The organism is Micromonospora sp. S-DT3-3-22 (assembly GCF_015354745.1).
Classification (GTDB): domain Bacteria; phylum Actinomycetota; class Actinomycetes; order Mycobacteriales; family Micromonosporaceae; genus Micromonospora; species Micromonospora wenchangensis.
This window is the reverse complement of sequence record NZ_JACGMO010000141.1, coordinates 1-19219: the sequence shown is the minus strand read 5'-3', so window position 1 is coordinate 19219 and position 19219 is coordinate 1. Positions and strand designations below refer to the sequence as shown.

General features: G+C 74.0%; 18 protein-coding genes and 1 pseudogene. 9 read left to right on the top strand and 10 right to left on the bottom strand.

The genetic code is table 11. The features are described 5' to 3' along the window. Both H1A17_RS29255 and H1A17_RS29250 read left to right on the top strand, forming a co-directional pair. Positions 1-199: pseudogene (locus H1A17_RS29255) on the top strand (hypothetical protein); the annotation flags it as partial. A gap of 11 nt (positions 200-210) precedes the next feature. After that, entirely contained in the window at positions 211-1698 is a 1488-nt protein-coding gene (locus H1A17_RS29250; RefSeq protein WP_194823406.1) for an NAD(P)/FAD-dependent oxidoreductase, read from the top strand. A gap of 147 nt (positions 1699-1845) precedes the next feature. On the opposite strand, the gene H1A17_RS29245 is transcribed toward H1A17_RS29250, so the two are convergent. Both H1A17_RS29245 and metF read right to left on the bottom strand, forming a co-directional pair. Next, positions 1846-2535: a CDP-alcohol phosphatidyltransferase family protein gene (locus tag H1A17_RS29245; protein WP_145921008.1), complete on the bottom strand. Its 690-nt coding sequence runs from the start codon at positions 2533-2535 to the stop codon at positions 1846-1848. A gap of 44 nt (positions 2536-2579) precedes the next feature. Continuing rightward, complete coding sequence (gene metF / locus H1A17_RS29240; protein WP_145921009.1) at positions 2580-3497, bottom strand: methylenetetrahydrofolate reductase [NAD(P)H]; 918 nt, start codon at positions 3495-3497, stop codon at positions 2580-2582. A 238-nt stretch (positions 3498-3735) separates the two neighbouring features. Between metF and H1A17_RS34855 the strand changes: the two genes are divergently transcribed. Then, the gene (locus H1A17_RS34855; RefSeq protein ID WP_228544443.1) at positions 3736-4167 is read left to right on the top strand and encodes a helix-turn-helix domain-containing protein; all 432 of its coding nucleotides are present in this window, start codon (positions 3736-3738) and stop codon (positions 4165-4167) included. Positions 4168-4176: 9 nt separating this feature from the next. Continuing rightward, entirely contained in the window at positions 4177-5259 is a 1083-nt protein-coding gene (locus H1A17_RS29230; RefSeq protein WP_145921010.1) for a polyprenyl synthetase family protein, read from the top strand. A 126-nt stretch (positions 5260-5385) separates the two neighbouring features. Here the strand turns inward: H1A17_RS29230 and H1A17_RS29225 are convergent, their stop codons facing one another. Further along, positions 5386-5775: an Rv2175c family DNA-binding protein gene (locus H1A17_RS29225; RefSeq protein ID WP_145921011.1), complete on the bottom strand. Its 390-nt coding sequence runs from the start codon at positions 5773-5775 to the stop codon at positions 5386-5388. A gap of 144 nt (positions 5776-5919) precedes the next feature. On the opposite strand from H1A17_RS29225, the gene pknB reads away from it, so the two are divergent. Both pknB and H1A17_RS29215 read left to right on the top strand, forming a co-directional pair. Then, the gene (pknB, locus tag H1A17_RS29220; protein ID WP_194823405.1) at positions 5920-7905 is read left to right on the top strand and encodes a Stk1 family PASTA domain-containing Ser/Thr kinase; all 1986 of its coding nucleotides are present in this window, start codon (positions 5920-5922) and stop codon (positions 7903-7905) included. Further along, the gene (locus tag H1A17_RS29215; protein ID WP_194823404.1) at positions 7902-8762 is read left to right on the top strand and encodes a deoxyribonuclease IV; all 861 of its coding nucleotides are present in this window, start codon (positions 7902-7904) and stop codon (positions 8760-8762) included. Before pknB ends, H1A17_RS29215 begins: the two co-directional genes overlap by 4 nt. A gap of 138 nt (positions 8763-8900) precedes the next feature. Here H1A17_RS29215 and H1A17_RS29210 read toward each other — a convergent pair whose 3' ends face one another. The 4 genes from H1A17_RS29210 to H1A17_RS29195 all read right to left on the bottom strand — a co-directional run bounded on the left by H1A17_RS29210 (position 8901) and on the right by H1A17_RS29195 (position 13743). Further along, positions 8901-9920, bottom strand: a complete 1020-nt coding sequence (locus H1A17_RS29210) for a low specificity L-threonine aldolase (RefSeq protein ID WP_194823407.1) — start codon at positions 9918-9920, stop codon at positions 8901-8903. 22 nt (positions 9921-9942) lie between these two features. Further along, on the bottom strand, positions 9943-11349 hold the full coding sequence (locus H1A17_RS29205; RefSeq protein WP_145921014.1) for a class II 3-deoxy-7-phosphoheptulonate synthase: 1407 nt from the start codon (positions 11347-11349) through the stop codon (positions 9943-9945). A gap of 67 nt (positions 11350-11416) precedes the next feature. Next, positions 11417-11893 carry a hypothetical protein gene (locus H1A17_RS29200; protein WP_194823403.1) on the bottom strand — a complete coding sequence of 159 codons (477 nt, stop codon included), beginning with the start codon at positions 11891-11893 and terminating at the stop codon, positions 11417-11419. 212 nt (positions 11894-12105) lie between these two features. Further along, positions 12106-13743 carry a glycosyl hydrolase family 18 protein gene (locus H1A17_RS29195; RefSeq protein WP_194823402.1) on the bottom strand — a complete coding sequence of 546 codons (1638 nt, stop codon included), beginning with the start codon at positions 13741-13743 and terminating at the stop codon, positions 12106-12108. 192 nt (positions 13744-13935) lie between these two features. On the opposite strand from H1A17_RS29195, the gene H1A17_RS29190 reads away from it, so the two are divergent. Further along, entirely contained in the window at positions 13936-14424 is a 489-nt protein-coding gene (locus tag H1A17_RS29190; protein ID WP_194823401.1) for a glutathione peroxidase, read from the top strand. 880 nt (positions 14425-15304) lie between these two features. On the opposite strand, the gene H1A17_RS29185 is transcribed toward H1A17_RS29190, so the two are convergent. Further along, positions 15305-16108 carry an SGNH/GDSL hydrolase family protein gene (locus tag H1A17_RS29185; RefSeq protein ID WP_145921018.1) on the bottom strand — a complete coding sequence of 268 codons (804 nt, stop codon included), beginning with the start codon at positions 16106-16108 and terminating at the stop codon, positions 15305-15307. A gap of 226 nt (positions 16109-16334) precedes the next feature. Here H1A17_RS29185 and H1A17_RS29180 point away from each other — a divergent pair, with 226 nt between their 5' ends. Further along, complete coding sequence (locus tag H1A17_RS29180; protein ID WP_194823400.1) at positions 16335-17027, top strand: NADPH-dependent F420 reductase; 693 nt, start codon at positions 16335-16337, stop codon at positions 17025-17027. A 74-nt stretch (positions 17028-17101) separates the two neighbouring features. Here the strand turns inward: H1A17_RS29180 and H1A17_RS29175 are convergent, their stop codons facing one another. Both H1A17_RS29175 and H1A17_RS29170 read right to left on the bottom strand, forming a co-directional pair. Beyond that, entirely contained in the window at positions 17102-17650 is a 549-nt protein-coding gene (locus H1A17_RS29175) for a GNAT family N-acetyltransferase (protein WP_194823399.1), read from the bottom strand. Between the two features lie 3 nt (positions 17651-17653). After that, positions 17654-18148, bottom strand: a complete 495-nt coding sequence (locus H1A17_RS29170) for a GNAT family N-acetyltransferase (RefSeq protein ID WP_194823398.1) — start codon at positions 18146-18148, stop codon at positions 17654-17656. Positions 18149-18295: 147 nt separating this feature from the next. Here H1A17_RS29170 and H1A17_RS29165 point away from each other — a divergent pair, with 147 nt between their 5' ends. Continuing rightward, positions 18296-19159 (top strand): DUF4397 domain-containing protein, encoded by an 864-nt coding sequence (locus H1A17_RS29165; protein ID WP_194823397.1) that lies wholly within the window; start codon positions 18296-18298, stop codon positions 19157-19159. Positions 19160-19219 lie beyond the last annotated feature (60 nt).

Genomic DNA, 19219 nt, shown 5'->3' with positions numbered 1-19219 from the left:
GGGTGTTGACCGCCAGCATCGGCGCGTTGGCCTCGTCGTTGGAGGTGTAGGCCGTGCGTACCACGCCACCGGCGGCCGGGCCTGGCCCGACGCGCTGGCCCACCCCGGCTCGGTCGTGGTGCTCGGCTGGCTGACCCTGCGGTCGTACCATCTGCGGAAGCGGCGTCGCCTGTCCTGGCGTGGCCGCCCGGTCAGCTAGGAGGACGCGGCATGGCGCGGATCGTGGTCATCGGCGCCGGCGTGGGCGGGCTGGCCACCGCCGCCCGGCTGGCCGTCAGCGGGCACGACGTGACCGTCTTCGAACGGTCCGACACCGTCGGCGGCAAGCTCGGCCGGTACGTCCACGACACCCCGGCGGGCAGCTTCCACTTCGACACCGGGCCGAGCCTGCTCACCCTGCCGCAGGTCTTCCACGACCTGTTCGAGGCCACCGGCGCGAAACTCGACGAGTACCTCGACCTGGCCCCGCTGGACCCGATCGTGCGGCACGTCTTCCCCGGCGGCGGGCCGGCCCTCGACTCGTGCGCCGACCCGGACGAGTTCGCCGCCCGGATCGGCGTCACCCTCGGCGGCCGGGCCGCCGCCGACTGGCAACGGCTGTGGCGGCGGGCCGCCCGGGTGTGGACCGCGTCGCACCGGGACATCCTGCGGCGGACCGTCGACTCGCCGCGCGACCTGGCGGCGCTGGCCTGGCGGCTGGGTGACCTGGCCGCGATCGGGCCCGGCCGCACCCTGCGCGGGCTGGGCCGCAGCCACCTGTCCGACCCCCGGCTGCGGATGCTGCTCGACCGGTACGCCACCTACACCGGCGCGGACCCGCGCCGCGCCCCGGCCGCGCTGGTCGCCGTCCCCTACGCCGAGCTGACCTTCGGCGGCTGGTACCTGCGCGGCGGGCTGGGCACCCTGGCCGACGCGCTGCTCTCCCGCTGCCTGGACCTGGGCGTCACGGTCCGCACCGGGGAGACCGTCACCCGGATCGACGCCGCCGGGGGCCGGGTGCACGGGGTACGCCTCGCCGGGGTCGCCGCGCCCGTTCCCGCCGACGTGGTCGTCGCCAACGCCGACGCGCTCACCGTCTACCGGGACCTGCTGCCGCACCCGGGACGGCTGGCCGCGCTCACCGACCGCAGCCTCGCCGGTTTCGTGCTGCTGCTCGGGGTACGCGGCGACTCCGGGCTGGCCCACCACAACGTCTTCTTCCCCACCGACTACGACGCCGAGTTCGACGCCGTCTTCGGCGCACCCGGGCGGGGGGTGCGGGCCCGGCCGGCGACCGACCCGACGGTCTTCGTCACCGTGGCCGACGACCCGATGGTCCGCCCGGCCGGGCACGAGGCGTGGTTCGTGCTGGTCAACGCCGCCCGCCACGGCACCGCCCCGGACGCCGTGGACTGGCGCCGGCCGGGGCTCGCCGACGCGTACGCCGACCGGATCCTCGACGTGCTCGCCGCACGCGGGGTCGACGTCCGGGACCGGCTGGTGTTCCGCGAGATCCGTACCCCCGCCGACCTGGATGCCGCGACCGCCGCGCCCGGCGGGTCGATCTACGGCACGGCCGGGGGGCTGCTCCGCCCGGCCAACCGGGGCCCGGCGCACGGGTTGTGGCTGGTCGGCGGCTCCGCCCACCCCGGCGGCGGCCTCCCCATGGTCACCCTGTCGGCGCAGATCGTCGCCGACGAGATCGGCCCCGCCTGGTAGTCCCCCTGCGGGCCGCGCCACGGGTGGGCCGCGTCGTCTTGGGGCCGCGTCGCCGTTGGGGCGAGAGAGCGGTATCCGGCGCTGGGGATACCGCTACCTCGCCGCCGTTGAGTCGATCATCGCCGGCCGGCCCGGGGAGCGGGCGGGTCAGCCGGCGTCGATCAGGGCGCGGCGGACGGTGGAGAGGAGCTGTCCCAGGCCGAAGCCGGCCAGCAGCACCCAGACCGCGGTGGCCATGGTGATGGTGCCGGCGGCGAGGTCGAGGTCGATCAGCCCGGTCAGCCCGGCCAGCAGCAGCCCGACCAGGGCGACGCAGACCCGGGTGGGTCGCTCCCCCACGGTGACCGCGCCGATCTCCCGCATCCCGGCGGCGACCGCGCGGGCCCGCACGTACTCGTGCAGCCAGGACAGCGCGCCGGCCGCGACCACCAGCGCACCCGGTGCCCCGACCAGCCAGAACGCCGCCAGCCAGGCGATCTCCCCGAGCCGGTCGGCGACCGAGTCGTAGACGTAGCCGAGCCGGGTGGTCCGACCGGTGGCGACCGCGACCGCCCCGTCGACGCTGTCGGCGACCGAGGCGAGCAGCACGAACAACGCGCCGACGACCGGCCCCTGCCCCGACCGGGCGCTGAACAGCGGCACGCACAGGCAGAGCAGCACCCCGCCGACGGTCACCGCGGTCGGGGTCACCCGCAGCCGACCCAGCACGTAACCGACGTGGTACGCGAAGCGCAGCCAGGCACGGACCACCGGCGCGGCGACCCGGGGGTCGAAGCCGCCGTGCAACCGCGCCCACGCGGTCGCGTACTCGTCCCACTTCAGCTGTGTGCCCACCATCGGTCAACCGTCGCGGCGCGGTCGAGGTGTCGGTGCCGGCGCGTTCACACCCGGGCGTCGGCCCGCAGGCTGCGCCACACCTCCCGGGTCGCGGGCGAACGGTTGAGGGTGATGAAGTGGATGCCGGGCACCCCCTCGTCGAGCAGCCGGGCGCACATCTCGCTGGCCTGCTCGATGCCGAGCCGGCGGACCGCCTCCGGGTCGTCGGCGACCCGCTCGAACCGCGCGGCCAGCGCGGGCGGGAAGGGCGCGCCGGACAGCTGCACCGAGCGTTCGATGGTGCCGAGCTGGGTCACCGGCATCACCCCGGCCAGGATCGGGGTGTCGCAGCCGGCCGCCGCCACCCGGTCACGCAGCCGCAGGTAGTCGTCGGCGTCGAAGAACATCTGGGTGATGGCGAACGCCGCGCCCGCCCGGCACTTGCGGACGAAGTGCGCGGTGTCGCTGGCCACGTCGGCCGAGCGGGGGTGCTTGTAGGGGAAGGCGGCCACCCCGACGCTGAAGTCACCGGCCTCGCGGACCAGCCGGACCAGGTCCTCGGCGTAGTCGACGCCCTCGGGGTGGCGGATCCACTCGCCGCCCGGGTCGCCGGGCGGGTCGCCCCGGACGGCGAGCACGTTGCGCACCCCCACGCCGGCCAGCCGCCCGATCACGTTGCGCAGCTCGGCGACGGAGTGGTTGACGGCGGTCAGGTGGGCCATCGGCAGCAGCGTGGTCTCGGTGGCGATCCGTTCGGTCACCGCGACCGTGGTGTCCCGGGTCGAGCCGCCGGCCCCGTAGGTGATCGACACGAACGACGGGCGCAGCGGCTCCAGCTCCCGGATCGCCTGCCAGAGCAGCCGCTCCCCCTGCGCCGTCTTGGGCGGGAAGAACTCGAAGGAGAACGTCGGCTGGCGGTCGCGGATCAGCTCCCCGATCGCCGGCTGGGGATTGGGAAGGACGGAGGGAAGACCGAGCGCCACGTGACGACTCTAGCGGGCGTCGCCGCCCGCCCTCACGCACTTCCCACGGGAGCATCGAAACCCACCGAAACCCGGTGTCGGTCGCCCGTCGTACCCCGGGGGTAGAACGAGAGGGCGCGGGTGGCGTCGGTGGGGGCCGACGCCCGGGGTCACGCGCGGGGGTCGGCAGCACCCGACCGTGGCACGTCGGCCGCCCTGCGGGGGCGGGCGGGCCGCGCCGACATCCGCCGGAGGACCGATGACCCCGTCCGACCCCCGCCCGCTCGGGCGGCTGATCACGCAGCTCCGGCTGGCCCGGGGCTGGAGCCAGCGGCGGCTCGCCGACGAGCTCTGCGCCGCCGCCGGCACGGCCACCCTGACCCGGCACGAGGTGTCCCGCTGGGAACGCTCGGTCCGCGTCCCGGGCGACCGCTGGCGGCGGCAGCTCGCCGTCGTGCTCGACGCCCCGATCGGGCCGCCGGCCGCCGGGCCGCCCCGGGCCCACCGGCCCATCCGCACCCGGCGGGCCGACCTGCGGACGCCGGGTCGCCCCGGGCCGGCCGCCGGGCGGGCCCGGTGCGGGCAACGGCCGGCGTCGGGGTGCCGCGCCGCCCGGGCGTACGGGGGCGGGGAGCAGACCGGGATGACGCGCCGAGGCGCTGGTGAGGCGGGGACGGCGGGGACCGGCTAGCGTCGTGGCGTGACCCACGCTGCTCCCGTCTCCCCCGTCGACCGTGCCGGCCTGCGGCAGCGTGTCGACAAGGCGCTGACCGAGTTCCTGGCCGGCCGGCGTAGCTGGATGGCCGGCATCGACGACGCCCTGACGCCGATCGCCGAGACCGTCGAGGGGTTCGTGCTCGGTGGCGGCAAGCGGCTGCGGCCGGCGTTCGCGTACTGGGGGTTCCGGGGGGCCGGCGGGGTGGACGCCGACCAGGTGGTGACGGCCCTGGCGGCGCTGGAGTTCTTCCAGGCCAGCGCCCTGATCCACGACGACCTGATGGACCGCTCCGACACCCGGCGCGGCGAGCCCGCGGTGCACCGGCGGTTCGCCACCCGGCACCGCGCCCACGGGTGGGGCGGCGACCCGGACGCCTTCGGCGACGCGGCGGCGATCCTGCTCGGGGACCTCTGCCTGGTCTGGTCCGACGAGCTGCTGCACTCCGCCGGGCTGGACCCGCACACGGTGGCCCGGGCCCGGCCGGTCTTCGACGAGATGCGCGGCGAGGTCACCGTCGGGCAGTACCTGGACGTGCTGACCCAGGCCACCGGGGAGGTCTCGCTGGACCGGGCGGGCAAGGTGGCCCGGTACAAGTCGGCCAAGTACACCGTCGAGCGGCCGTTGCTGCTCGGTGGCGCGCTCGCCGCCGCGTCCGCCGACGTGTGCACCGCCTACTCGGCGTACGGGTTGCCGCTCGGTGAGGCGTTCCAGCTCCGCGACGACGTGCTCGGGGTGTTCGGCGACCCGGCGCAGACCGGCAAGCCGGCCGGGGACGACCTGCGCGAGGGCAAGCGCACCTACCTGGTCGCGGCGGCGGTGGAGGCCGCCGACGAGGCCGGTCGGGAGCTGCTGCTCGGTCGGCTCGGCGATCCGGAGTTGGACGAGGACGGGGTGGCCCGGCTCCGTGAGCTGATCACCGCCACCGGCGCGCTGGCCCGTACCGAACAGCGCATCGTCACCCTGACCGACGCCGCGCTGGCCGCCCTGGCCGGCGTCGACCTCGACACCGAGGCCCGGCAGGCCCTGGTTGACCTCGCCATCGCCGCCACCCGCCGCGCCGACTGATCCCCCTCCCACTGCTCCACCCCCGCCTGAGCGTGTTGATCAAGAGGTTTGCGTCACGGATGTCTCCGAGGATGACCGAAACCTCTTGATCAACACGGTGCGGCGGGCGGCCGGAGGGAGCAGGGGTCAGAAGCCCAGGGCCTGGGCGCGGCGTTTGACCTCGCGGGCGTGGTCGCCGCCGAGGGTGACCGCGCCCGTGCCACCGGAGAGGGTGTCGTCGGGCTCGTAGAGCCAGCGCAGGGCGGCCTCGTCGTCGTAGCCGGCGTCGGCGAGCAGGGTGAGCACGCCGGGCAGGTGCTTGAGCACCGTCTTGTTGGCTACCAGGTCGGCGGGGACCCGGCGCACGCCGTCGCGGCGGACGGCGAGCAGCTCGCGGTCCCGGATCATCTGGTGGACCTTGCTGATCGACAGGTCGAGCCGCTCGGCGACGTCCGGGAGGGTGAGCCATGCGGCCGGGTCGACGGGGCCGCCGAGGTCGCTGCCGGCGGACTGGTCGGCGGGTACGGGTTCGGTCACCGGACCACCCTGCCACGTCGCCCGGCCACCCGTGCAGCGGCACCCCGTCGGGCCGGGGGTGAGCGCGGCGGGACCGGGCGGTGCCGGCCCCGGCTGTAGCATCCTGTTCAACCTTCACCCTCAGGACACATAGACTCCCTGCCGATGGACATACAGGTCGCCGACACGTTGCTGGGCTCGCTGCTCGACGGGCGCTACCGCATTCGCGGTCGCGTGGCCCGTGGCGGCATGGCGACCGTGTACACCGCCACCGACGAGCGCCTGGAGCGCACCGTCGCGGTGAAGATCATCCACCCGTCCCAGGCCGCCGAGGCGCGGTCCCGGCTGGCGGGCTTCCCGGGCCGGTTCACCGACGAGGCCAAGGCCATCGCCCGGCTGACCCACCCCAACGTGGTCGCCGTCTACGACCAGGGCACCCACCAGGGGCTGCCCTACCTGGTGATGGAGTACGTGCGGGGCCGCACCCTGCGCGAGGTGCTGGCCGAACGCCGCCGGCTCAACCCCGACGAGGCGTTGGCGATCATGGAGCAGATGCTCGCCGCGATCGCCGCCGCGCACCGGGCCGGGCTGGTCCACCGCGACGTCAAGCCGGAGAACGTGCTGGTCGCCGAGGCGCCCACCGGCGGGGTGGCCAACCTGGTCGACAGCGTGGTCAAGGTCGCCGACTTCGGCCTGGCCCGCGCGGTGGAGGCCAGCGCCGAGGAGGGCGACGGCAACCAGCTGATGGCGACCGTCGCGTACGTGGCGCCGGAGCTGGTCACCGACGGACGCGCCGACCCGCGAACCGACGTCTACTCGGCCGGCATCGTGCTGTTCGAGATGCTCACCGGCCGGGTGCCGTACGACGGGGACCGCCCGGTCGACGTGGCCTGGCAGCACGTCGACAAGGACGTCCCGGCCCCGTCGGTCCTGGTGCCCGGCCTGCCCCGGGTGCTCGACGAGTTGGTCGCGCGGTCGACCCGGCGGGACCCGGGCGCCCGGCCGGCCGACGCGGGCGCCCTGCTGGCCGAGGTGCAGGTGGCCCGGGACGACCTGGGCAACCCGAACGCGCACACCGCCGTGCTGGGCCGGGTGGCCGGGGAGCTGCCGGCGGTGGCCGAGCCGACGATGGTGGTCGCGGCGGTCAGCCCGGTGGCCCGGCCGACCTGGGCCCGGTTGCCCGAGCCGGCCGCCCCGCAGCGCCCGCACCGGCGGCGGGCCACCGAGGACACCGGCCTGGGGTCCCGGCTGGCGGAGCTGCGTACCCGGGTGATGGGCACCCCGCGCGGCCGGCTGTCGGTCGCGGCGGCCGTGGTGGTGATCGGCCTGCTCGCCGCGATGGGCGGCTGGTGGGTGGGGGTGGGCCGGTACACGGTCGCGCCGCAACTGGTGAACCTGAGCCGGGCCGACGCGCAGGCGCAGGCGGACCGGGCGGGCTTCCAGATCGCCTTCGCCACGCCGCGCTACGACGAGAAGATCCCCCGCGACGGGGTGATCTCCCAGGACCCGGGCTCGGCTGCCAAGATCCTCAAGGGTGGCACCATCACGCTGACCCTCTCCCTGGGCCCGGAGCGGTTCCCGCTGCCGGACGTCGTCGGCAAGGAGTTCGACCTGGCCGAGGCCGACCTGACCAGCGCGAAGCTGGTGGTCGCCAAGGGCACCCCCCGCTACGACGACAACCTGCCGGCCGGGGTGGTGGTGGACACCAACCCGAAGGTGGGCACCGAGGTGAAGCCGGGCACCAAGGTGACCGTCATCCTCAGCCGGGGCCGCGCCCCGATCACGGTGCCCGACCTGGTCGGCAAGAGCCTCACCGACGCCCGCACCACCCTGTCCCGGCTCGGCCTGGAACCGGTCGAGACGTACAAGGAATCCGACAAGCCGCGCGACGAGGTCCTCGGGCAGAGCCCGGCCGACGGAGCGGGCGTGGAGAAGGGCACCAAGGTCAAGCTGGACGTCAGCAAGGGCCCGCCGCAGGTGGTCGTCCCCCGGGTGGTCGACCTGCCCTGCCAGCAGGCCAAGCAGCAGTTGGAGGGGGCCGGCTTCCCGGTGACCGTGCAGTTCAACCCCAACGGCATCGTCCGGTTCCAGAACCCGGGCGAGAACTCGCAGGTGCCCCCGGGCACCCCGGTCACCCTGGGCTGCCTGTGAGCGCCCACCGGCCGGTCGGCTCGCACACCCCCACCTCGGGTGGGCTGGCCAGGGCGGCCCTGCCGTACGTGGACGCGACCGGCTCCCGGGTGGTGCAGGTCTACGTCTCCAACTCGCGGGGCTGGGCGCTGCCGCCCGGCGACCCGGCCCAGGACGCGCTGTTCGCCGAGGGCTGCGCCGCCCGGGGCGTGCCGGTCTACATTCACGCGTCGCTGCTGGTCAACCTCGGTTCGCCCACGGCCGCGACGGTGGAGAAGTCGGTGCAGACGCTGGCGCACGCGCTACGCCGGGGGCGGGCGATCGGGGCCCGGGGCGTGGTGTTCCACGCCGGCAGCGCGGTCGACGCCGACTACGCCGAGACCGCCCTGCGGCAGGTACGCGAGTCGCTGCTGCCGCTGCTCGACGAGACCACGGCCGGCGGCGGTCCACTGCTGCTGGTGGAGCCGAGCGCCGGTGGCGGCCGGTCGCTGGCCTCCCGGGTGGAGCACCTCGGCCCCTACCTGGACGCGGTGGACCGGCATCCGGGGCTGGGCGTCTGTTTCGACACCTGCCACGCCTGGGCGGCCGGGCACGACCTGGCCGTGGCGGGCGGCATGACGGCAACCCTGGACACCCTGGTCGCCACGGTCGGGGCGGACCGGCTCAAGCTGATCCACGCCAACGACTCCAAGGACCTGTGCGGCTCGACCCGGGACCGGCACGAGAACGTCGGCAAGGGCAACATCGGCGAACCGGCGTTCGCCGAGTTGATGACCCACCCGGCAACCGCCGGCATCCCCGTCGTCGTGGAAACCCCCACCGACAAGCACGAGGGCCACGCCACCGACATAGCCACCCTCACCCGCCTCCACCCCTAGCCCCCGCACCCTCCCCTTCCCCCGTTTCCGGGTGTTGATCAAGAGGTTTGCGTCATTCCGAAGATCGAACTTGACGCAAACCTCTTGATCAACGCGGACCGAACGCGGACAGGCGGGGTGGGGGCGACGGCGGGCAGGTCAGGGGGTGAGCAGGTCAGGGAGGATCTTGGCGGCGTGGTCGATGGCGGCGTCGTCGACGTCGAGGTGGGTGACCAGGCGGGCGGTACGGGGGCCGAGCACCGACAGCAGCACCCCCTCGGCGCGGGCGGCGGTGGCCAGGGCCCGCGCGTCGAGCCGGTGCCCGGTCAGGTCCAGCGGCACGATGTTCGTGCGTACCGGGCCGGCGAGCACCCCGCACGGGGCGAGCGCCTCGGCGAGCCGGGCGGCACGGGCGTGGTCGTCGGCGAGCCGGTCGAGGTGGTGGGCCAGGGCGTACCGGCCGGCGGCGGCGAGCACCCCGACCTGCCGCATCCCGCCCCCCATCCGCTTGCGCAGGAACCGGGCCCGGGTGATCTGTTCGGCACTGCCCACGACCAGCGAGCCGACCGGCGCGCCGAGCCCCTTGGAGAGGCAGACCGACAGGGTGTCGAAGAGCGCGCCGTACTCGTGCAGCGGCACCCCGTCGGCGACGTGCGCGTGCCAGATCCGGGCACCGTCACAGTGCAGGGCGAGACCGGCGGTGTCGGCGACCCGGCGCAGCTCCCGCAGGGTCGCCAGCGGGATCACCCCGCCACCGCCCCGGTTGTGGGTCTGCTCCACGGCGATCGCCCGGGTCGGCACCGCGAAGTAGCCGTCCGGCCGGATCATCGCCTCCACCACGCCCGGGTCCAGGCCCGCGCCGAGGGCCGGCCAGGTCCGCGTGGAGATCGCACCGTACGCCGCCGCCGCGCCGACCTCGTACGTCACCACGTGCGCGTCGGCGTCGCAGAGCAGCTCGTCACCGGGCGGGACGACCAGTTGCAGGGCGATCTGGTTGGCCATCGTCCCGGTCGGGGCGAAGAGCGCCGCCTCGTGCCCGAAGAGCGCGGCGACCTCGGCCTCCAGCGCGTTGACCGTCGGGTCCTCGGCGTAGACGTCGTCGCCGACCTCGGCGGCTGCCATCGCCGCCCGCATCCCGGCGGTCGGTCGGGTCACCGTGTCGGAACGCAGGTCCGCCACCGGGCCGACGCCCCCCGTCGGGTCAGCCACGGAGCATCTCCGCCACCAGGAAGGCCAGCTCCAGCGACTGCTGGGTGTTCAGCCGGGGGTCGCAGGCCGTCTCGTACCGGCCGGGCAGGTCGAGGTCCTCGATGCCCTGGGCGCCGCCGAGGCACTCGGTGACGTCCTCGCCGGTCAGCTCGACGTGGATGCCGCCCGGATGGGTGTCCAGCCCGCGGTGCACCTCGAAGTAGCCGAGCACCTCGTCGACGATCCGGTCGAAGTGCCGGGTCTTGTAGCCGTTGGAGGACTCGTGGGTGTTGCCGTGCATCGGGTCGCACTGCCACACCACCTTCGCCCCGGCGGCGGTGACCTTGGCCACGATCGGCGGCAACGCGTCGCGGACCTTGTGGTTGCCCATCCGGCTGATCAGGGTGAGCCGACCGGGGATGTTGTCCGGGTTGAGCTTCTCGCACAGCTCGATCGCCTCGTCCGGCCGGGTGGTCGGGCCGAGCTTCACGCCGATCGGGTTGGCGATGCGGGAGATGAAGTCGATGTGCGCGCCGTCGAGCTGCCGGGTCCGCTCGCCGACCCAGAGGAAGTGCCCGGACAGCCCGTACGCCCGGCGGTCGGAGACCCGGGTGAGCGCCCGGTCGTACTCCAGGGCCAGCGCCTCGTGCGAGCAGTAGAGGGTGACGGTACGCAGCGCCTCGTCCTCGGTCATCCCGCAGGCCCGGATGAACGCGATGGCCCGGTCGATCTCCCGGGCGATCGCCTCGTAACGCTCCCCCGCCGGGGAGTTCTTGACGAAACCCTTGTTCCAGTCGTGCACCGCGTGCAGGTCGGCCAGGCCGCCGGCCAGGTAGGCGCGCAGCATGTTCATCGCGGCGGCCGAGTTCGCGTACGCCCGGATCATGCGCTGCGGGTCGGCGACCCGGGCGGCCGGGTCGGCCTCCAGCGAGTTGATCATGTCGCCGCGGTAGGCGGGCAGCCCCCGGGCGTCGGTCGGCAACGACCGGGGCTTGGTGTACTGGCCGGCGACCCGGGCCACCTTCACCACCGGCAGGGACGCGCCGTAGGTGAGCACGATCGCCATCTGGAGCAGGGTGCGGGCGTTGGCCAGCAGGTGGCTCTCGGTGTTGTCGGCGAAGGTCTCGGCGCAGTCGCCGCCCTGGAGCAGGAACGCCTTGCCCTCGCAGACCAGCGCCAGCTTGCGGCGGAGCTGGTCGACCTCGTAGGGGGCGACCACCGACGGCACGGTGTCGAGCACCTTGCACACCTCGGCGACCTGGGCCGGGTCGGACCACGGCGGGATCTGCTGACGGGGCAGGTCACGCCACCGGTCGAGGCCGAGCGCGGCATCCTCGGCCGAGTCGACGGTGGGGCGGCTGGTCTGCAGCCCGGGGCTGCTCACGGCGGGGTAGCTCAGCTGATGCCACTCATGGCGCATGGGAGAAAGCGTACGGCGACGGTCCGGACGCTGCGCCCCCGAGGGGCGTGGTTCCGGCAGTTGGGAGTCAGGGGGTCGGGGACGGCGCGGGGCTGTGCCCGCCGGGTTCCTCACCTGCGATGCACCAGTCCGCGCCGTCGCGGGTGACCGTGAACAGCAGCGGCCGGGTGGTCTTCTTCGACCCCACCGAAACGGTCACCGTGGTGCTGACCTCCTGCCCCCGGTCACCGGTGCGGATGTCGGTGATGGTCGCCCCGGGCACCTGGAAATGGTCGGCGAAATCACCGTTCGGCCCGGTCGCGGCGGCGTCGAAACCCGCCTGCATCGTCGCGCAGAGCTGGTTGCGGCCGGCGGCCGGGTCCTTGGCGGCCATCGCGTCGAGGTACGCCTGGACCCGCTCGCGGGCCTTGGCCGACGCCTCCTGGACGGGCACCCTGGTGGGCCCGCCGTCGGCCTCGTCGTCCCCGCCGAGGCCGCAGCTGAGCAGGGCGAACGGCAGCAGGGCCAGCGGTACGACGCTGGCGGTGCGGAGCCTGCGGCCCATGCGTCCTCCCCGGGTACGGATGTCGACGGTGCGGATGTCGAGCGGCGAGTCTGCCACACCGCACCCGTCCGGTGGCAACCCGTCACGGCCGCGCCGGCCCGGCCCGTCGGCGTTTCGCCCGGCGGGACCGCCGCCGACCGGGCCGGACAGCCGGGCGGGGAGGGACCGGTGACCGGTCCCTCCCCGCGCGGGTGGTGCGTCGGGCGCTCGGCTCAGCCGAGGCCGCCCTTGATGGCGCCGATCAGCTCACCGTTGCCGGTGTCGCCGGAGAGTTCCCAGAAGAACGCGCCACCGAGGCCCTGGTTCTTCGCGTAGGTCATCTTGCCGCCGATGGTGGCCGGCGTGTCGTAGCTCCACCAGTTGCTGCCGCACTTGGCGTACGCCGTACCGGCGATCGTGCCGGTGGCCGGGCAGGTGTTCTTGAGGACCTTGTAGTCCTCGATGCCCGCCTCGTAGGTGCCGGGGGCCGCGCCGGTGGCGGTGCCCCCCGGGGCGGCCTGGGTCACCCCGGTCCAGCCGCGACCGTAGAAGCCGATGCCGAGCAGCAGCTTGCTGGCCGGCACGCCCTTGGACTTGAGCTTCTGGATCGCCGCGTCGGAGTTGAAGCCCTGCTGCGGAATCCCGGTGTACGAGGTGAGCGGCGAGTGCGGGGCGGTGGGACCCTGGGCGTTGAACGCGCCGAAGTAGTCGTACGTCATCGGCATCAGCCAGTTGAGGTTGCCCACCGCACCGGCGTAGTCGGTGGCGTCGATCTTGCCGCCGTTGCTGCCGTCGGCGGTGATCGCCGCGGTGACCAGGGCCGACGAGCCGAACTTGGACCGCAGTGCGGAGATCACGTTCTTGAACGCGTTCGGGCCGCTGCTGTCACAGCTCAGACCGCAGGCGTTGGGGTACTCCCAGTCGACGTCGATGCCGTCGAAGACGTCCGCCCAGCGCGGGTCCTCGACCAGGTTGTAGCAGCTCTCGGCGAACGCGGCCGGGTTCTGCGCGGCCTGGGTGAAGCCACCCGACCAGGTCCAGCCGCCGAAGGACCAGATCACCTTGAGGTGCGGGTACATCTTCTTGAGCTTCCGCAGCTGGTTGAAGCTGCCGCGCAGCGGCTGGTCCCAGGTGTCGGCGACGCCGTCCACGCTGTCGGCCGCGGTGTACGCCTTGTCGTAGTCGGCGTAGCTGTCCCCGATCGTGCAGCGGCCGCCGGTGGTGTTGCCGAAGGCGTACAGGATGTGGGTCAGTTTGGCGGCGGAGCCGCTGGTGGCGATGTTCTTGACGTGGTAGTTGCGCCCGTAGACGCCCCACTCGGCGAAGTAGCCGACGACCTTCTTGTCCCCGCTGGGCGGGGTGGTGGTGGGCGGCGGGGTCGTCGGGGGCGCGGTCGTCGGCGGGGTGGTGGTGGGCGGGGCGGTCGTCGGCGGGGCGGTCGTCGGCGGCTTCGTGGTGGTCGGCGGGGTGCCCCCGCCGCACGACGCGCCGTTGATCGTGCAGTTCAGCGGCGCCTTGTACGGCCCGGTGCCGTTGTAGCCCCAGCTGAAGCTGGCCCCCGGGGCGAGCGGCCCGGCCCAGCTCTTCTTCACCGCCACGTAGTGGTTGCCGCTGCTGGTGACGTCGGCGTCCCAGAAGCTGCTGATGGTGGTGCCGGACGGCAGGTCGAACTCGATACGCCAGGTGCTGACGCTGGCGCTGGAGCCGTTGGCGACGGTGACCCGCCCTTCGTGGCCGGTCCCCCAGTCCTGCGCCGAGGCGAATGTCGCGGTGACGCTTCCGGCGCCGAACGCCGAGGTCACCGGTACCGCCGCCACGGTCAGCGCCACGACGGCGCCGGCCCAGAGGGCGCGGCGGAGCGATCTCTTCATGAGGCGCCTCCTCAAACAGTTAGGAAACTTTCCAAATCGATGGGGAGACGCTACTCACACCGTCATCACTTCGTCAAGATGCGCATCCGTCGATTCATCACACCGACCACGGCCAGGTGGCGGCGCGACCCGGCCTGGTGGTGGCGCGGCGGCGGCGAACCGGGCGGCGGGGCCGGGCGCTAACCTCGCGGCATGACCGTCTTCGACATCGAGATCGACGCCCTGGCCGGCGGCCCGGCCGAGCTGGCCGGCTACCGGGGCCGGGCGCTGCTGGTCGTGAACGTGGCCTCCCGCTGCGGCCTCACCCCGCAGTACGCCGGCCTCCAGGCGCTGGCCACCGAGTACGCCGACCGGGGCCTGGTGGTGCTCGGCGTGCCGTGCAACCAGTTCGCCGGGCAGGAACCCGGCACGGCCGCCGAGATCGGCGAGTTCTGCCAGGTCAACTACGGGGTCACCTTTCCGCTGACCGAGAAGGTCGACGTCAACGGCCCGGCCCGCCACCCGCTCTACGCGGCGCTTGTCGACACCCCCGACGCCGAGGGACACACCGGCGACGTCCGGTGGAACTTCGAGAAGTTCCTGGTCGCCCCGGAGGGTGCGGTCGCCGCCCGGTTCGCGCCGACGGTCACCCCGGACTCGGCCGAACTGCGCGCCGCCATCGAGAAGGTCCTCCCCGCCTGAAAGATCCTCCCCGCCCGCAAAAGCCCTCCCGCCTGACCGGGCGTTCCGGCGGCCCTCCCCGGAATGCCCCTGCCACCCTCGGAGCCGGGTGCCGTCCGGACCCGTACCGGTCGGGCCCGGCTCCGTCCGGTTCCCACCCTCCGGGTCGGGGCCCCACCCGTGCCCACCGAGCACCGTCCGTGACGCGAACCACCCGCCACCACTGTCTCTCCGCGCCCTTTCGAGCTGACGACACCAACGGATCGCCCCTGCGGGCCGGCCGGGTGGTCCACGTCACCCCCTCCGACAGGTGCAGGCGGTTCACGTCACCCCCTCCGACGGGTGCGGGCGGTCCACGTCACTGCCACGCACCGGAACCGGGGACCGGACCGGCTGCGACTCCCGCCCCATGCCGGGCAGCACCGTCCGGCCCCGGGGCGACAACACGCCACGTGATCCCCTACCGATCACGACACCCGGGCCGGGGGTCCCGCCCCGAAGTGCGGCGCCGATGACCAGCCACGTGCCGCAGGCGGCCGAATCCGCGTCCTCGACGCCCGACCGGGCCCTTCACGGCCCTGAAGGAGCCGCTCAGGGCCGCACCGGGCATCGAGTCGCCAACGTCATCAGCTCGAAAGCGTCCGCGACGGCATCGGTAGGTGGGGCGATGCCGGCACTCGACACCCGCCGGTCGTCCCGTTCGACGCCCCATCACCGGGGCAGCCCGCCCGCTTCCCGGCCCGTCCGGAAGCGGCCGTGACCGCGCCGACCCCGGGCGGGGCGACGCGGTCACGGCGTTGCCGACGGGACGCGGATCAGGTCGGCGCGCGATACGGGGCGAGCCAGCCGACACGGCAGGCCACGACGCAGCCCCGCAGGCCAGCCGACACCGGGCGGCGGGTCAGCCGGCGGCGGACCGGAAGACCGGGTAGTAGCCGCCGGACTGGCCGGCCGCCGTCGGGTGGTAGGAGACGCCGAGGTTGACGAAGTTCAGCGCGTGCAGCCACTTCTCGCCGTAGCTGCACAGCTGGTGACCGACGAAGATGGACCGTACGTCGGCGAACGTGAAGCCGGCCGAGGTCGCGGCGGTACGGGTGATGTCGTCGATCAGGTTGATACCTTCGTTGATCTTCGCCCGGGAGTTCGCGCTGAGCCCCACGCAGACCGTGCCGAGCTGGTAGAAGACCGGGTAGCCGACCACCACCACGCGGGCCGACGGGGCGCGGGACCTGATGCCGTTGTAGACGGTGGCGAGCTTGGCGGGCAGTTCCGCGCGGGCCTTGTTCTCGGCGGCCTGCACCGCCGCGACACACTGGGTCTCCCCCTGGAGCACGCAGGTCGACATGATCGAGGTGAAGCCGACGTCGTTGCCGCCGATGGTGACGCTGACCAGGGTGGTGGTGGAGCTGAGCGCGGAGAGCTGACTGTTGACCACGTCGGTGGTGGTCGCGCCGGAGCAGGCCACCGACTTGTACGAGGCGGGCTTGATGTTGGCGTTGTACAGCGCCGGGTACGCGTTGGTGCTGCGCTGGCAGGAACCGCTCTCGGAGGTGTAGCTGTCGGCGCCGACGCCCGAGGCGTACGAGTCGCCGAGGGCCACGTACCGGTCGCTGGGGGCGGCCTGGACGGGCACCGCCGCGCCGAGGGTCACGCCGATTGATGCCGCGAGACTCACGGCGAGGGTCACGAGTCGGGGTCTCCGCACGTCGCACTCCTGGGGGTGGGGAAGTGGTGGTGGGAGATAGATATCACTCGATCAGATGTTTGGGGAAGATTATCGATGGGCAACAGGGGTAACTAGGGGTTCACCGGCGCGCGACGTCCCCGACGCGCGGCCGGCCCGTCCGGCCGACGTGGACGGTCGCCATCCACCGCATGACCCGTCGATCCGGTCGGGAATACGCACCCGAGCGACCCGGTTGGTCACCGGCATGACAACTGTGGGACTCATCGGCAGCGGCAACATCGGCAGCACCCTGGCCCGGCTGGCGGTCACCGCCGGCCACGACGTGGTGCTCAGCAACTCGCGCGGTCCGGAGACGCTCAAGGACCTGGTCGACGAGCTGGGCATACGGGCCCGGGCGGCCACCCCGGACGAGGCTGCGGCAGCGGGTGACCTGGTGGTGGTCACCATCCCCCTGCGGGCCTACCGGGACGTGCCGGCCGCGCCGCTCGCCGGCAAGACCGTCATCGACACCAACAACTACTACCCGGAGCGCGACGGCAGCATCCCGGAGCTGGACGACGAGTCGACCACCACCAGCGAGCTGCTCCAGCGGCACCTGCCGGAGTCGCGGGTGGTCAAGGCGTTCAACAACATCTACTTCAAGCACCTGCTCGCCCTGGCCCGTCCGGCGGGGGCCGCCGACCGTACCTCACTGCCCGTCGCCGGGAACGACGACGCGGCCAAGGCCGAGGCCACCGCGTTCATCGACTCCGTCGGGTACGACACGGTCGACGTGGGGCCGCTCGCCGAGGGCTGGCGGTTCCAGCGGGACACCGCCGCGTACGGCGTCTTCTACACCGCCGACCCGGCGGCGGGCTACGAGCAGCCGGGCCTGCCCACCGACGCGCAGCGGCTGCGGGACGCCCTGGCCGCCGCCCGCCGCTACGCCGACGCCTGACCGACGCCCCACCACGCCGGCGGGACGGCAGCCGCGAGGCCCGTCCCGCCCGGCGGGCGGGCGGGCGGCCGTGGTCAGCGGGCGGCCCGCCACTCGTCGGCCAGCACAGCCCACACCTCCATGTCGACCCGGCCCGCCGGCCCCGGGGCGACCTGACGCAGGGTGCCCTCGTGCCGCATGCCGAGCCGCCGGGCCACCGCGATGCTGCGGACGTTGCCGACGCTGGTCCGCCACTCGACCCGGTGGATGCCACGTTCCCGGATCGCCCAGTCCACGATCCGGGTCGCCGCCCGGGTGACCAGCCCCCGACCCTCGGCGGCCGGTTCCAGCCAGCAGCCGGCCTCGGCCACCCCGGTCGCGGTGCTGTACGACACGAACAGCACCCCGCCGACCAGGACGCCGTCGAGCCAGATCCCCCAGATGCCCCCGGCGTCGGCGGCCCACTTGTCGGCGGAACGACGCAGCACCCGGCGGGCCGACTCCAGGTCGGTGGCCACGAAGGACGCCCCCACCCACGGGGCGATGTGTTCCCGGGCCCGGTCCAGGTGGGCCAGGAACTCCTCGGCCTGCCACGGCGAGAGCGGACGCAACTCGGCGGTGTCGGTCAACGGCAGCGCGAACATCGTTCAGTTCCTCCGGTGTGCGACGGGCAGGCTCAGCCGCAGCGTCGGCCCGACGGTGGGCACGAACCCCAGCGACCGGTAGAGCGGTTCCCCCTGGGGCGAGGCCCGCAGGTCGATCTTGCCGACCCCGCGCTGCCGGTACCAGTCGAGCAGCGCCTCCAGGCAGGCCCGGGAGTAGCCGCGCCGACGGTGCACCGGATCGGTGACCACGTTGAACACGTACCCGGTCAGGCCGTCGGGGTTGCCAGGGCCGCCGAGCCGCTGCTCGATGGTCCCGGTCGCGCAGGCCGCCAGGACGCCCGGCCGGTCCGGGTCGTCGACGACGAAGACCGCCATCAGGTCGGCCGGCTCGGCCAGCCGCCGGTGCAGCACCTCCCGGGCCGCCTGCTGCCAGGGCCCCGGCGCGGGGGCCATCTGGTCGATGTCGGCCAGCATCACCCCACGCAGGCGAACGATCTCACCGGCGTCGGCGACCACGGCCCGTCGAACGTTGATCACGAACGGACGGTACCGGATGGCGGGGACGGGCCACCGGACCGCACCACGCTGATCGGAAACGACAGGACACGACGGCCGGCCAACTTGCGATCGGGTCCCGTCCACGGGACGCTGAGGGTCGGCACCGACACCACCCCCGGAGGCGAGATGCCCCAGCTCCGTACCGCGCCGCACCGGCTGCTCGCCGCCGCCGGCACCCTCCTGCTCGGCACCGCACTGGCCACCGTCGGCGGCACGCCGGCCGGGGCGGCGGCCGGTGACGTCGGCTACGTCCGGCTCGCCCACCTCTCCCCCGACACCCCGGCCGTGGACGTCTACCTCTCCGCCCCGGGCGCGGCGACGCCGCAGGTCTTCCCCGCCGTCGGATACGGCGTCGTCTCCCGCTACCTACCGCTGGCCGTCGGCCGGTACGCGGTGGCGATGCGGCAGGCCGGCGCACCGGCCAGCGAGCCGCCGGTGCTCACCACCGAGGTGGCACTGCGCGCGGGCGAGGCGTACACGGTGGCCGGGGTGGGCCGCTACGCCGACCTCGGCCTACGGGTGCTCGCCGACGACCTCAGCGCCCCGACGGCCGGCCGGGCGAAGGTGCGGGTCGTCCAGGCGTCCGTGCGGGCCCCGGTGGTCGACGTGACCGCCGACGACGGGCCGGCCATCGCCGACGCCGTCCGGTTCGCCACCACCACCGACTACCGGCAGGTCGACCCGGGACGCTGGCGGCTGCGCCTCGGTGGCGGCAGCGGGCCGAGCACCGACGCCGAGGTGACCCTCACCGGGGGACGGGTCTATTCGCTGCTGGTGCTCGACGGCAAGCGGGGCGGGTTGACCGTCGAGCTGCGCGAGGACGCCCGGGGTGGCGGGACCGCACCGGCGGGCGGGGTGCCGGCGGGGGCCGGCGGGCTGGCCGGGGGCGGGCTCGGGGCGTACCCGGTGATGGCCGGCGGGGTGCTCGCGGGGGCCGTGGTGGTGGGCACGACGGTGCTGGTGCGGCGTCGGCGGCGACCGGTCTGGTGACCCGGCCCGGCTTCGCGATCCGCCGGCACCGGGCCCGGCCCGCGCCGGCTGCCGTCCTGG

Coding starts and splice junctions, on each gene's coding strand:
- H1A17_RS29190 (WP_194823401.1), top strand. CDS start 13,936: ATGACCGTCTTCGACATCGAGATCGACGCCCTGGCCGGCGGCCCGGCC.
- H1A17_RS29165 (WP_194823397.1), top strand. CDS start 18,296: ATGCCCCAGCTCCGTACCGCGCCGCACCGGCTGCTCGCCGCCGCCGGC.
- H1A17_RS29180 (WP_194823400.1), top strand. CDS start 16,335: ATGACAACTGTGGGACTCATCGGCAGCGGCAACATCGGCAGCACCCTG.
- H1A17_RS29245 (WP_145921008.1), bottom strand. CDS start 2,535: ATGGTGGGCACACAGCTGAAGTGGGACGAGTACGCGACCGCGTGGGCG.
- H1A17_RS29195 (WP_194823402.1), bottom strand. CDS start 13,743: ATGAAGAGATCGCTCCGCCGCGCCCTCTGGGCCGGCGCCGTCGTGGCG.
- H1A17_RS34855 (WP_228544443.1), top strand. CDS start 3,736: ATGACCCCGTCCGACCCCCGCCCGCTCGGGCGGCTGATCACGCAGCTC.
- H1A17_RS29205 (WP_145921014.1), bottom strand. CDS start 11,349: ATGCGCCATGAGTGGCATCAGCTGAGCTACCCCGCCGTGAGCAGCCCC.
- H1A17_RS29200 (WP_194823403.1), bottom strand. CDS start 11,893: ATGGGCCGCAGGCTCCGCACCGCCAGCGTCGTACCGCTGGCCCTGCTG.
- pknB (WP_194823405.1), top strand. CDS start 5,920: ATGGACATACAGGTCGCCGACACGTTGCTGGGCTCGCTGCTCGACGGG.
- H1A17_RS29175 (WP_194823399.1), bottom strand. CDS start 17,650: ATGTTCGCGCTGCCGTTGACCGACACCGCCGAGTTGCGTCCGCTCTCG.
- H1A17_RS29250 (WP_194823406.1), top strand. CDS start 211: ATGGCGCGGATCGTGGTCATCGGCGCCGGCGTGGGCGGGCTGGCCACC.